This is a genomic window from Cyclobacterium sp., from assembly GCF_014762705.1.
In the GTDB taxonomy this organism is placed as follows: Bacteria; Bacteroidota; Bacteroidia; order Cytophagales; family Cyclobacteriaceae; genus Cyclobacterium.
In genome coordinates, this window is record NZ_JABURL010000023.1 from 60,062 (window position 1) to 73,676 (window position 13,615).

The 13,615-nt window shown below is 39.9% G+C and carries 13 protein-coding genes; 9 read left to right on the forward strand and 4 right to left on the reverse strand.

Going from position 1 to position 13,615, the window contains the following annotated elements:
• The first annotated feature begins 1 nt into the window (after window position 1).
• From pyrR to HUJ21_RS03310, 6 genes are all read left to right on the forward strand, one after another.
• Window positions 2-550, forward strand: a complete 549-nt coding sequence (gene pyrR, locus HUJ21_RS03285; RefSeq protein WP_291367272.1) for a bifunctional pyr operon transcriptional regulator/uracil phosphoribosyltransferase PyrR — start codon at window positions 2-4, stop codon at window positions 548-550.
• Window positions 551-555: 5 nt separating this feature from the next.
• Window positions 556-1,479 (forward strand): aspartate carbamoyltransferase catalytic subunit, encoded by a 924-nt coding sequence (locus tag HUJ21_RS03290; RefSeq protein ID WP_291367274.1) that lies wholly within the window; start codon window positions 556-558, stop codon window positions 1,477-1,479.
• Between the two features lie 54 nt (window positions 1,480-1,533).
• Complete coding sequence (locus HUJ21_RS03295; protein ID WP_291367276.1) at window positions 1,534-1,659, forward strand: hypothetical protein; 126 nt, start codon at window positions 1,534-1,536, stop codon at window positions 1,657-1,659.
• Between the two features lie 60 nt (window positions 1,660-1,719).
• The gene (locus HUJ21_RS03300) at window positions 1,720-3,087 is read left to right on the forward strand and encodes a cystathionine beta-synthase (RefSeq protein WP_291367278.1); all 1,368 of its coding nucleotides are present in this window, start codon (window positions 1,720-1,722) and stop codon (window positions 3,085-3,087) included.
• 25 nt (window positions 3,088-3,112) lie between these two features.
• A complete protein-coding gene (locus tag HUJ21_RS03305) occupies window positions 3,113-3,748 on the forward strand; it encodes a hypothetical protein (RefSeq protein WP_291367279.1) in 636 nt (211 codons plus the stop codon).
• A gap of 176 nt (window positions 3,749-3,924) precedes the next feature.
• Complete coding sequence (locus tag HUJ21_RS03310; RefSeq protein ID WP_291367281.1) at window positions 3,925-6,471, forward strand: ATP-binding protein; 2,547 nt, start codon at window positions 3,925-3,927, stop codon at window positions 6,469-6,471.
• On the opposite strand, the gene HUJ21_RS03315 is transcribed toward HUJ21_RS03310, so the two are convergent.
• Together HUJ21_RS03315 and HUJ21_RS03320 are read right to left on the reverse strand one after the other, a co-directional pair.
• Window positions 6,468-7,832 carry a sigma-54 dependent transcriptional regulator gene (locus HUJ21_RS03315; RefSeq protein WP_291367283.1) on the reverse strand — a complete coding sequence of 455 codons (1,365 nt, stop codon included), beginning with the start codon at window positions 7,830-7,832 and terminating at the stop codon, window positions 6,468-6,470. The genes HUJ21_RS03310 and HUJ21_RS03315 overlap by 4 nt on opposite strands.
• Window positions 7,833-7,939: 107 nt before the next feature.
• Window positions 7,940-8,302, reverse strand: a complete 363-nt coding sequence (locus tag HUJ21_RS03320; protein WP_291367285.1) for a hypothetical protein — start codon at window positions 8,300-8,302, stop codon at window positions 7,940-7,942.
• A 268-nt stretch (window positions 8,303-8,570) separates the two neighbouring features.
• On the opposite strand from HUJ21_RS03320, the gene murI reads away from it, so the two are divergent.
• The 3 genes from murI to HUJ21_RS03335 all read left to right on the forward strand — a co-directional run bounded on the left by murI (window position 8,571) and on the right by HUJ21_RS03335 (window position 12,491).
• Complete coding sequence (murI, locus tag HUJ21_RS03325; protein WP_291367287.1) at window positions 8,571-9,386, forward strand: glutamate racemase; 816 nt, start codon at window positions 8,571-8,573, stop codon at window positions 9,384-9,386.
• 141 nt (window positions 9,387-9,527) lie between these two features.
• Complete coding sequence (locus HUJ21_RS03330) at window positions 9,528-11,414, forward strand: amidophosphoribosyltransferase (protein ID WP_291367289.1); 1,887 nt, start codon at window positions 9,528-9,530, stop codon at window positions 11,412-11,414.
• Window positions 11,415-11,441: 27 nt separating this feature from the next.
• Window positions 11,442-12,491 (forward strand): M42 family metallopeptidase, encoded by a 1,050-nt coding sequence (locus HUJ21_RS03335; protein WP_291367291.1) that lies wholly within the window; start codon window positions 11,442-11,444, stop codon window positions 12,489-12,491.
• A gap of 19 nt (window positions 12,492-12,510) precedes the next feature.
• Here the strand turns inward: HUJ21_RS03335 and HUJ21_RS03340 are convergent, their stop codons facing one another.
• Complete coding sequence (locus HUJ21_RS03340; RefSeq protein WP_291367293.1) at window positions 12,511-12,960, reverse strand: hypothetical protein; 450 nt, start codon at window positions 12,958-12,960, stop codon at window positions 12,511-12,513.
• On the reverse strand, window positions 12,947-13,552 hold the full coding sequence (locus HUJ21_RS03345; RefSeq protein ID WP_291367295.1) for an ACP phosphodiesterase: 606 nt from the start codon (window positions 13,550-13,552) through the stop codon (window positions 12,947-12,949). The genes HUJ21_RS03340 and HUJ21_RS03345 overlap by 14 nt, the downstream gene beginning before the upstream one ends.
• Between the last annotated feature and the right edge of the window lie 63 nt (window positions 13,553-13,615).

The following is a 13,615-nucleotide window of genomic DNA, read 5'->3' on the forward strand; positions in this document are numbered from 1 at the left end:
CATGCAAAAAAGACTTGTTCTTGATCAGACCCAGATATCCATTATCATCAGCAGGTTTTGTCACCAATTGATCGAAAACCATGATGATTTTGATAATACGGTGCTTTTAGGTCTTCAGCCCAGAGGAGCCATGGTGTTGGACAGGATCGTTCAGCGCATGCGGGAAATCCGCCAATTGAACCTGAAATATGGATATTTAGATGCAACTTTCCATAGGGATGATTTCAGGCGCAGGGACCTTCCCCTAAAGGCCAACGAAACCAGGATAGATTTTTTGATTGAAAACAAGAAAGTAATTTTGGTAGATGATGTATTGTATAAAGGAAGATCCGTTAGGGCCGCAATGGATGCCATGATTGCATACGGCAGGCCACTAAAGGTAGAGTTAATGGTATTGATTGATAGAAAATATACCAGGGATTTTCCGATCAGGCCTAATTACTATGGGAGGCAGGTCAATACCCTTGAAAGCCAATATGTAAGTGTAGAATGGCAGTCTCAGGGTTATCCTGAAGATGCCATATGGATCACTGAAAAAGAAAGTAAATAAAACCCATGCAGCAGCTCAGCACCAGACATTTATTAGGGATCAAAGGACTCACCGAAACAGACCTTCAACTAATTTTTGAAACGGCAGATAATTTTAAAGAGGTTTTGAATCGCCCGATAAAAAAGGTGCCTTCCCTGAGAGACATTACCATTGCCAATGTTTTTTTTGAGAATTCCACCCGGACAAAATTGTCCTTTGAGTTGGCCGAAAAGAGACTCTCTGCAGATGTGGTGAATTTTGCTTCTGGCAGCAGTTCTGTAAAGAAGGGAGAAACCCTGATCGATACCGTGAATAATATATTGGCCATGAAAGTGGATATGGTAGTCATGAGGCATTCAAGCCCCGGGGCACCTCATTTTCTATCCAGACATATCCGGGCCAATATAATCAATGCGGGTGATGGAACACACGAACATCCCACCCAGGCCTTGCTGGATGCCTTTTCCATTCGGGAGAAATTGGGGGAGGTCGCAGGAAAAAAAGTAGCCATCATTGGTGACATTCTTCATTCAAGGGTGGCACTTTCCAATATTTTTTGCCTTCAAAAATTAGGGGCAGAGGTAATGGTTTGCGGGCCAGTGACCCTCATGCCCAGGCATATCGGGGAGCTGGGGGTGAAAGTTGAGCAGGATGTATTTAAGGCTCTTCAGTGGTGTGATGTGGCGAATGTTCTCCGCATTCAATTAGAAAGACAACAAATAAAATATTTCCCCTCTCTAAGGGAGTATTCGCTTTATTTTGGAATAAATAAAAAGCTATTGAACCAGCTGGATAAAGAAATTGTCATTATGCACCCCGGCCCCATCAATAGAGGAGTGGAACTTAATTCGGATGTGGCAGATTCGGATAATGCGATCATTTTACAGCAAGTAGAAAATGGGGTTGCGATAAGGATGGCAGTTCTTTACCTTTTGGCAGGTGTTAAATGAACTATGATTAATCATGCAATGGGCAAATGACCATTGGGGGGATGAATGTCAATCATGAGAGATTCCCCGCCCACCGACAAGACTTTGGGTAGGGGACAGGTTATTACCGCCTTAAAAAGATTATTGGCAGATAAAAAAGATGAAATAGTAATGGGTTGGTTATCAGCCATACATCTTTAGGAAGTAGTTTTTCTTTCGATGTTTATCCTATTTTTTGTTAAATTGCTTTAAAAAGAACAGATGATTTATAACTCCATTATTGATACGATTGGTAATACTCCATTGGTACGGCTCAACAAATTGAACAAAGGGATCGCCGGTGAAGTATTGGTAAAAGTTGAATATTTCAACCCGGGAAATTCAATGAAAGACCGGATGGCTATTAAGATGGTAGAAGATGCTGAAAAAGCCGGTGTTTTGAAGCCCGGTGGAACAATCATTGAAGGCACCAGCGGAAACACAGGAATGGGTCTGGCATTGACAGGGATTGCAAAAGGGTACAAGTGTATCTTTACCATGGCAGACAAGCAGTCCAAAGAAAAGATCGATATTTTGAAAGCTGTGGGAGCGGAGGTGATCGTTTGTCCTACGAATGTTTCACCAGATGATCCCCGGTCCTATTATGCGGTAGCAAGGAAACTCAATAAGGATATTCCCAACTCATTTTACCCCAATCAATACGACAACCTTTCCAACTGGAAGGCTCATTATGAAACCACCGGGCCTGAAATCTGGAAGGATACAGCCGGAACGGTGACCCATTTTGTTGCGGGGGTAGGTACTGGAGGATCTATGTCAGGCACTGCGAAATACCTTAAAGAACAGTTTGACGGACTTGTATCAGTGGGTGTAGACACTTATGGTTCTGTATTCAAGAAATACAAGGAGACTGGAGAATTTGATGAAAATGAAATTTATCCTTATCTGACCGAAGGTATTGGCGAAGATATTTTACCAAAGAACGTAGATTTTTCTGTCATAGATCATTTTATCAAGGTAACGGACAAAGATGCAGCGGTGATGACCCGTCGGCTATCCAGAGAGGAGGGGTTATTTGTTGGCTGGTCATGCGGTTCTGCCGTTCATGGAGCTTTGGAATATGCCAAAGAAAATCTGAAGAAAGGGGATGTAATGGTAATATTGTTGCCCGATCATGGAACCAGGTATCTCGGCAAAGTCTATAATGATGAGTGGATGAGAAATCATGGATTTATGGAAAACAAAACCTATCGTTCTGCAAGGGATATTGTAAATGCCAGAAACGAGGAATATCAACTCGTTGTCGTTCGAAAAATGGATAAAGTCAGGGATGCAATAGCCATAATGAATGAAAAAAGTGTTTCCCAGATTCCTGTAATGGAGGATGGTCAGGTGGTAGGTTGCCTAACGGATAATAAATTACTTTTAAAAATAATTGAAAATCCCGAAATCAAAGATTCCACAGTGGATCAGGTGATGGAAGACTCTATGCATTTTGTTGCGCTGGACAGTACGCTGGATGTACTCTCCTCTATGGTAGAAAAGGAAAAAGCCGTTTTGGTTAGGGACGAGGCGCACCGGGTACATATCATTACCAAACACGACATCTTAGAAGCTATTACCAGGTAATTTTGGTTTATTAGTAAATCGCACAATGGATAAAAAACACCTGGATCTTTTAACGGACGGAAATTACGAATTTGACATCAAAGAAGCTTTTGCCAAAGGTTGGGAAACGTTCCAAATGGTAAGCATTTATTCGGTTTCATTCACCTTGCTGATTCTATCGATTCAGTTTTTATTCATGCTTTATGCACCGGATTTTTTGTTTGTCTTTTCTTTTTTCCTGGCGGGGCCACTATTTGCCGGATTTTATTTGGTGGCCAATAAGGTTAGCCTTCATGAGCCTGTAAAGTACCCGGATTTTTTCAAAGGTTTCGGTTATTATATACCTGTAGTTTTGGTATGGGTTGTTGGGCAGTTTATTACAGTCCTGGGCATTTTTGCCTTGATTTTGCCAGGAATATACCTTTTGGTAGCTTTTATGTTTGGGGTTTTAATAAGTATTTTCTTTGGCTTGGATTTTTGGGAATCTCTTGGGTATAGCCGGAAAATTATCCACAAACAATGGTTGAAATTTTTCACCTTTGGACTTTTTCTGGCATTGATCAATATTGCCGGTGCATTAATTTTTGGCATAGGTTTGGTTGTCTCAGTTCCTGTCACCTATTATGCAGTTTATCATGTTTTTGAATCCCTTACTCATCAGGTATCTTTGGAAAATGATTGAAATTTTCCGGATTTTATTTTGAAGTTTAGGCTTTCATAGTATCATTGCGGAAATTAGGGGTCGATAAATCTACTTCATCTACAGCAGGTTAAATGTAAAAACCTGTAAATTATGGTTACATTTATGGCCTTAAGTTCGACCAAGGGTGTCAGAAACTTTGTAACATACCGGTATTTATGAGATTCAATGCGAGAATAAAAGTAATCCTGGGTTTTTTTCTGGCCATATGCCTGATTGTAGGAGCCGGGCTCATTACTTATAACAGTGTAAATCAATTACTCGAATCTGTCGAGTCACTTTCAGAACCCAATAAAAAACTCAGAAACCTGAATCAATTATTGGCCGACATCTATCAACTTGATAAATCCCGCAGTGTTTTTGTAGAAGAAGATACCAGTCAAAACCTGAATTACTACAATCGAATCCAGGAGGAAATACGGGACTTGGAGAAATTGGCTGCTGACACGGTTGAATTGGGTCAGATAAAACGGATCAATTACAGTGTTAATGAATTGATGGTGGTTTACAAGGGGTTAAAAGATGTTAAAACAAACCTTTACAACAGGAATTTCAGTAAAGAAGCCCTAAATAACATTGAAAGAAAAATAAAAAGAAAAGAGGAACTTAGCAGGCTTCAAAGTTTAGGAAAAATTCGAATAGGGATCAATCCTCCTTCCAATGAGAAAGGTTCCAAAACTGAGGTAAAGCCTGTTCCATCCAATAGGCAGGAAGATTTTGGAGATGTCCTCGCCGGAGCAGGGAAGGAGGATATGGAAAAGATTCTGGGTATGCTTCGGCTAAATCTAAATAGAATAGATCCGGTAGATACAAATTCACTTTACAGTTCTGACTCCATCATTTACGCAGTACGACAAATGGTACTGGATATCAATAATGAAGAGAAATATCTCCGTTCCCGGTTAAGCGCGCTTGAACAGGAACTGAATGAGAAAAACCGAAACCTTATCATCAATATTCAGCATATTGTCACCTCTCTGCAACACGAAGCCCTGCAAAAATCTAAGGCAGAAAATGCTTCGGCATACGAACTTACTTATAAGCTTTCATTATTGCTGGGCTTACTGATTATTGTAGGGGTGATTGGTTCTTCAGGCTTTATTTTTAGTATCATTAAAGAGATAAAGAAATCAGAATCTTATCAGATAAAGCTCTCCGAAGCCAAGAAAAAATCGGATAATCTTGCCAAAACCAAGCAGGATTTTCTGGCAAGCATGAGCCATGAAATCAGAAATCCTTTGCATGTTATTCAAGGGTACAATGATGCCATTTCCAAGACCTCCCTCGATCCGGACCAACAGGAATATGTACGTATGATTAAATTAGCTTCAGGTACACTATTGGGGATAGTCAATGATATTCTTGATTTTTCCAAATTAGAAGCAGGCAAAATAAAAATACAAAAAGGGATCATTAATCCCGATATTTTCTTCAAGAATCTTCATTCTTTTTATAAGCAGAAAGCACTGCAAAAAGACATTAAGCTTGACTTTTCGATTCTCTTGCCCGTGAATAAGTTTATATTGGGGGATGATTTGAGGATTAACCAAATCATGAATAACCTGCTGTCCAACGCAGTTAAATTTACCGAGAAGGGCAAGGTGTTGGTAAGGGTTTATTTTGAGGATAAGGGAAACCTCATTTTGCAGGTAATAGATACGGGCATGGGAATGTCAACAGACTTGCAGCGAAATTTATTCAAGGAATTTAATCAGGGAGATGGAAGTATTTCCAGGAAATTTGGAGGAACGGGTCTTGGAATGGCCATCATCAAAAGACTTGTTGATCTGCAGGGTGGAAAAGTAAAGGTTAGAAGCGAACAGGGAAAGGGGACAGCAATAACCGTTTCATTGCCTTCCACCTTGCTGGATAAGAAGGAGGAATCACCTATACCTGCAGCCAAACTAGAACGTATTGAGGGCCTTCGGATATTGTTGGTAGATGATGACCAAATGGGATTGAAATTTGTCAAGCTGATGCTAGGCAGGTTAGGCGCAGATATTGTCACCCATTCCGGGGGGGTGGATTTCAAAAGCAACTTTAAAGAAGAACCCTTCGATCTGATTTTATTGGATATTCAAATGCCAGAGGTGGATGGGTATCAGGTATTTGATCTGCTTAGAGCCAATCAAAAATATGATGATGTTCCTATTTTGGCCATGACAGCCAATGTATTTGCCAGCGAACAGGAAAATTTAATCAAATTTGGGTTTGATGGTTTGGTAATGAAGCCATTTGATGAGGCTGAATTGGTAGAAAAAATCACTTCACATATCAAATCCTTTAAAAGGGGAATAACTCCGGTAAAGCCCGAAGAATCCCCTGTTTCACAGCAGCTAAAATTACCGGAAAAGGCTTCAGGGAATTTTGACCTTACAGAAATAAGGAAGTTTTGCATGGGTGATGAAGAATTACTGAAAGAAATCCTTGAAGGATTCTATACCCAGACAGGCCTGGACCTGATAAGGATCAATAAAGCAGCGGATGAAGGTGATTTTCAGAAGGTGCAAGCCATAGCCCACCAGCTTTCCAGTAGATTGGGTCAATTAAAGTTCAAAGAGCGAAGCTTGGCAAAAACCATAGAATGTGATCTGAAACAGGGACTGGAAGAGGGTATTCAGGAAAAAGTTTGGTTGCTAACCGAGAAAATAAATGGTTTGCTGGAAGAACTGGCTGAAAGATTTGGATATGCAATAGCCGATTAATCCAGTCCGTATTTTTCTAGTTTATTATAAAGTGTTTTCCTATCCATATTCAATACTTTTGCTGTTTTGGATTTGTTAAATTTCAATTCTTCCAGGGTTTTGATAATCAATAACTTTTCCTGCTCCTCAAAAGAGGATTTCAGGTCCTTGGCAGAATGGATGTCTGCCGGTTGAAAAGGTTCGCTATCCAATAATTCTGTGGGAATTACCTCAGGTTGAACCAAACCTTCACCTGTAAGTAAAACCGCTCTTCGTACAATGTTTTTCAACTCCCGGAGGTTGCCTGGCCAATGGTAGTCCAACATGATTTTTTCTGTCTCAGGGCTGAAACCTGCTACATTTTTATCAAGACTGGCATTGCTTTTTTCTAAAAATAAGCGGGCAAAAAAAGGAAGATCTTCTTTTCTTTCTCTCAAAGGTTGGGCTTTAAGGCTAAATTCATTCAGTCTGTGAAATAAATCCTCTCTGAAATGCCCTGACCTGGCAAGCTCCTGTAAATCATCGTTGGTGGCAGCTATAATCCTGACATCTATAGGTATGTCCATATTGCCCCCAATTTTACGTATCTTTCTTTCCTGAATGGCACGAAGCAATTTGATTTGTATGTCATAACTCAGATTGCCAATTTCATCCAATAAAATGGTTCCACCGCTGGCATTTTCAAAATGCCCTGTCTTATGGTCTATTGCTCCTGTAAAGGCCCCCTTGACATGGCCAAAAAGTTCACTGCCTGCCAATTCCTTGGATAAGGCACCACAATCCACGGCAACGAAGGGGCCGCTGGCTCTTTTTGACTTTTGGTGGATCCTTTTGGAAATATATTCTTTTCCCGTGCCACTTTCTCCCAGGACTATAATACTTAAATCTGTAGGAGCTACAAGTTCGATGTGCTTTTCGATTTGCAGCGCCTCCTTGCTCTGTCCGATCTGGTAGTCCAATTCTGAGGAAGGTCTTTTCTTTTTTTCCTTTTCAGTTTTTTTAAATGTAGTTTTATCAGTTGTATTTTTTTTAAGTGCTTGCTGTACCGTAAGCAACAATTCATCAGGATTGATGGGTTTGGTTATGTATTCGAAAGCACCCATCTTCATGGACTTGACCGCCGTACGGATGTCGGAATAATTGGTGATAAGGATTACGGGAGTCTCAGGGTAATCATGGATGATTTTGTCCAGTACATCCATACCAGTACCGTCAGGAAGCCGGTAATCCGTGATGGTAAGTGCTATTTTGTGTTTTTCCATATGACCCAATCCATCCTTAACTTTTGTACTGCTCAAAACTTCATATCCGTTTTTTTCCAAAAAGTTTTTAATGATTTTTGAGTAAGTAAGGTCGTCTTCTATTAGGAGAATTTTTGTCATATATTTTTATCCAAACAAGTGATCATGAATTAAATATAAAATAAAAGCACCGATTTCACAATCAGTGCTTTCTGGTAATCGTTGGCTTAGCTGTAATTTTTATTTATTTACTGAAGAATTACTCCTCCATCCTTATCGTACATGACCATGATGTTCAAGTCATCGGTGTCCAAAAAGCAGACATCATAATAATCGTCGTTTTTTTGGGATATTTTTTTAACTGTTGTGATTTTTAAATTATTGATAAGGCTATCTGTTTGAATGACATGTTTTACCGTGCTCGGTAAATCTGTTGCCGCAATGAAAACCGTATCGGAATCTACAGGTTCATAAACGTTGGTTTTTAAAAAATTGTTGTTCATATCCGCATCTAATTTTTTCTCCGAAATATTGAAATACAACATGAATGCAAAAATCACCAATCCGGTAACTCCGCTTATTTTCGCCTTTGATTTTATTCTTCCTTTCATAATCCTATCCTTTCTAAAGATTTATATGCAGTAATTGTGCCATCATTTTAAAAGAAACCTTTGACCTAAATCTTACAAAGGATTGGGTAGAAAATACCCAGATTGCGGACAATGGGTAACTATTGCAGCTTCAGAAAACTTTATTAACTTTGTTATCATTATTAACTTTAAACGCTTCGCTTGCATTCCCCCGGGTGCGTGAATCCGGGGGTTTTTTGTTTGTTATTTCCGAAAAAATTCTTTTTTTGTTTCATATGAATTGTTACAAATGGGCATAAAAGCACAGGCACCTATAGGGATTTTTGATAGTGGGATCGGAGGGTTAACGGTAGCAAAAGAGGTTAAAAAACTTTTGCCCGATGAGCAGCTCATTTATTTCGGAGACACGGCTCATTTACCTTACGGAGATAAAAGTACAGCAGCTATTCAGGCTTATTCAGTCAAAATTGCAGATGTTTTGATCAAAGAAAACTGCAAATTGATATTAATTGCCTGTAATTCGGCCTCAGCAGCAGCATTTGAATTGGTAAAAGCCTATGTGGCTACGAAAGCACATGTCTTCAACGTCATTGATCCGGTAGTAAATTATCTCAGAGAGGTACATGCTGGTCAGCGTGTAGGGCTTATTGGTACAAAGCAAACCATTAGTTCGGGGGTTTATTTACAAAAAATTAATGATTTGGATGTGGGTATTGTACTTAAATCCCTGGCCACGCCTTTATTGGCTCCCATGATTGAGGAAGGTTTTCATAATGAAAACATCAGTAAGGAAATCATCGCTTCTTATCTCTCGCAGCCGGCCTTAAAGAATATTCAGGCCTTGGTATTGGGTTGCACACATTACCCCCTTATAAAGAAACAAATTCATGCTTTTTATGAAGAAGAAATAGATCTTATTGATGCCTCTGAAACGGTTGCCAGGTCTGTAGCTTCATTTTTGGGATATCATCAGTTATTGGCGAAGAAAGTTTCCGGAATGGAGGACCGTTTTCTCGTTTCCGATTACACTGTTTCATTTGAGGAAACAACCAAATTATTCTTTGGCAAACAAATCAAACTTCAAAAGTACCCATTATGGGAATAGCTTTTGGCGATTTTCTTCCTTTTATCCATCCGTCAAAATCCCGCATTTTTTTTTGTTTCCTTTGTTAAGTTTGGTGGGATTCAGGGTTTTATTCCTGAAAAAAAACTTAACTTTGTTACTTAATTTACCCCGTTAATACTTATGAGTGACGAGATTAAACACGAATGTGGGATTGCGCTAATCCGGCTGAGGAAACCGTTACAATACTACATCGATAAGTACCATACACCTTTTTATGCCGCCAACAGGTTATATGTGTTGATGCAAAAACAGGTTAATAGGGGCCAGGATGGAGCAGGTTTGGCAAACATTAAAATCAATACCCGTCCCGGAACACGATATATCAGTAGGTATAGGTCTGTAGAATCGGAAGCAGTTGCTAAAATATTTCAAAAAATAAACAAGAAATACAAAAAGGTAAAAAAATTAGGGACTGAAGAAAAACTATTGGATGCGGAATGGATAAAGGAAAATGCCGCATTTACCGGTGAAGTTTGGCTGGGACACCTCCGGTATGGCACACATGGGCAAAATAGCATAGAAACCTGCCATCCTTTTTTAAAACAAAATAATTGGAGAAGTCGCAATCTGGTTATGGCTGGAAATTTCAACATGACCAATGTGGAAGAACTTTTCGATAACCTGGTGAAATTAGGGCAGCATCCCAAAGAAAAAACGGATACCGTCACCGTAATGGAAAAAATCGGACACTTTTTGGATGAAGAAAACCAACGTATTTTTGACAAGTATAAAGGCCATTTTACCAACAAAGAGATTACCGAAGTCATCGAACAAGAGTTGGATGTTGCCAGGATCCTGAGACGGAGTTGCCGGGATTTTGATGGGGGTTATGCCATGGCGGGATTGATTGGCAATGGAGCGGGATTTGTGGTCAGGGACCCTACCGGAATACGTCCGGCCTACTATTATGCCGATGATGAAATTATTGTGGTGGCCTCTGAGAAACCACCCATTAAAACTGCTTTTAACATAGATTATCAGCAAATAAAAGAAATCCAACCAGGTAATGCATTGATTTTTAACAAAGACGGGTCTTTTGGCGAACATGAAATCATCCCTCCCAGGGAGAAAAAGTCCTGCAGCTTTGAACGGATTTATTTCTCCAGAGGCACTGATCCGGATATTTACAAGGAAAGAAAAAATTTAGGCAGGGCTCTGGTACCCCAGATATTGAAAGCTATTGATTTTGATTTAAAAAACACCGTTTTTTCCTACATCCCTAATACAGCTGAGACGGCCTATTATGGTATGATAGAAGGACTGGAGGATTACCTTAGTGCTAAGAGGAGGGAAATATTAATCGAAGGAAAACCCCACCTGGAAGACCTGGAAGACCTGCTGAATTTCAGACCAAGGGTGGAGAAGCTGGTAAGCAAAGACGTCAAATTGAGAACTTTCATTACCAATGACTCTGACAGAGATGTGATGGTCTCAAACGTTTATGACACCACTTACGAGGTAATTCGTTCGGGAGTTGATACGATAGTAGTGATTGATGACAGTATTGTTAGGGGAACTACCTTAGAGAAAAGTATCCTGACCACTTTGGATAAGTTAAAACCGAAGAGGATCATCATCGTTTCTTCTGCTCCTCAAATCAGATTTCCAGATTGCTACGGGATTGACATGTCGCGAATGAAAGAATTCATTGCTTTCAGGGCTGTTGTGGCTTTGCTAAGGGAAAGGGAAATGGAACATGTGTTGGAGGAGGTGTATGACAGATGCATTGCAGAACCGGATGCACAAGTCAATTTTGTAAAGGAAATTTATGCGCCCTTTACCGATCAGGAAATATCCAATAAAATCGCACAGATCATCACATCCGAAAAGATAGAAGCTGATGTGCATGTGATTTACCAGACGGTACAAAATCTGCAGCTGTCTTGCCCTGCGCACAGGGGTGACTGGTATTTTACAGGAGACTTTCCCACGGATGGTGGTATGCGTGTGGTAAATATGGCTTTTGTCAACTACATGGAAGGCAAAGTAATCAGGGCTTATAAGTAGTACAGCCCAATATTCAATGATGTTTTTATGATCAACATAGAACTGCTAAAGCAAATTTGCGAGTTACCCGGAGCTCCGGGTTTTGAAAAAAAAATACGGGACTTCGTGGTAATGAAAGCCAGGGACCTCGTTGATGAAATCAATGTCGATAATTTGGGCAATGTAGTCGCCGTCAAAAAGGGCATAAGGAACCCGGATAACAAAAGGGTAATGGTGGCTGCCCACATGGACGAAATCGGTTTTATCGTTACACATATTGATGAAAATGGATTTTTAAGATTTCACCCCCTGGGAGGATTTGACCCCAAAACCCTAACCGCACAGCGTGTGATCATCCATGGAAAGAAAGACCTGATCGGAGTGATGGGAAGTAAGCCCATTCACGTAATGACAACAGAAGAAAAAACCAAGCTACCTAAACTTACTGATTATTTCATTGATTTGGGGATGAATAAATCAGAGGTGGAAAAATGGGTGCAAGTAGGAGATCCAATCACCAGAGAAAGGGCATTGATTGAAATGGGTGACTGCGTCAATTGTAAGTCCATAGATAACAGGATTGCGGTATTTATTTTGTTGGAGACTTTAAGGGAGTTAAAATCTCCTGCTTTTGATGTCTATGCTACTTTTACTGTTCAGGAAGAGGTGGGTTTGAGAGGTGCTCAGGTGTCTGCACACCACATAAATCCGGATTTTGGCATTGCGCTGGATACCACTATTGCCTTCGATTTACCGGGGGCTTCTGAACATGAAAAAATCACCGAACTGGGCAAAGGGACAGCTATAAAAATTATGGATGCCTCAGCCATTTGCGACTATCGAATGGTGGCCTTTATGAAAAAAGTGGCCTCCAATAACAATATTCCTTTCCAGACAGAAATCTTAACCGCAGGAGGAACTGATACTGCCAGTGTGCAAAGAATGGGCAAAAATGGGGCGATTGCCGGAGCCATTTCTATTCCAACCAGGCACCTGCATCAGGTGATTGAAATGGCTCATAAATCTGACGTTGCAGCAAGTATTAAATTGTTAAAAGCATGCCTTGAAGAGATGGATGGCTTCGATTGGCAGGCTTGATAGGCTAATTCATTTTTTTTTAACTTTTAACCCGTTTTTTAACTGCTTTTTTTACCAAATACTTCTTTAAATCATCATAGCCCAGGTGTTCATGGTTACTGATAGAGAAGGAGTATTTATCTGAAAAAACCAATACCAGTTGTTTGAAAATCCTTTGGTTAGCTTTTACCTCCTCTTCCTGCCAGGCCAAAATGTCCGCAACGTCATATTTCCTTCTTTGGCCTTTAAGCGGAAGCCAAATTTCGACTTTGTCTTTTCCTGCCGCCAGAAATTTAAATCCGGCCATCATTTTTACCAAAACCAATAATAAAACCACCGTAATAATAGAACTTCCTATCAGGTAAAACAAAAAGGGAAATTCCCTGCTGGAATAAAAATCGAATAATAGATAACTCAAGCCTGCAAAAAGAAGCACCACAACCAGCCCAAGTACAAAATAGGTGCTCTTCTTTGGTTTACAACTTACCATTTTTTTGAGATATTTGATCTAATCTGGTTTTTGAGAAGAAAATTAATTCCTGGAAAAAGAGGTTGAAATAATTTTCGAATTTGTCCTGGTGCAATTTAAGGAATTCCGGGGCTTTTTCCATTTTTGAATCAAAAGCGGTACGATAAGACAATCCGGTAAAGGAGCGTTGAAGTCCTTCCATTGTCCCGTATGCCACCAGCCAATTTTCTTTTTGCATGTATTTAAAGGGGTATTGAAATTTTTCCGGAAGAATTTCTTTGTGAGCACTTATCACCCCATAAACCCATTGTGCAAAGTTTTCTATACTTCGCTCATCATATTCATGCCAGTTTTTTGCAAGGAAATAATCGAAATACATATCTGTAATAACAGTAGCATATCGTTTAAAAACCGGTTTGAGTAAGGTTTGTGCTTCTTTTACCAGCGGATGGCTGTCTGTAAAGGAGTCTATTTCCCGGTGTAGCAATATACCGGTCACGATTTCCTTTTCGAATTGCTGCTCCAGGTTGCCCCGAACAAAGTCTCCTATAAAATTACCAACCAGTACCTTAGGTTGATCAAATGATAAATAAGCATGTGCAAGAAAATTCATGCGGTCTTTAGGCTGTTTTGATAGTAAATAGAAATGTTTTTCCTAATCTTGGCCCTGTGAAAA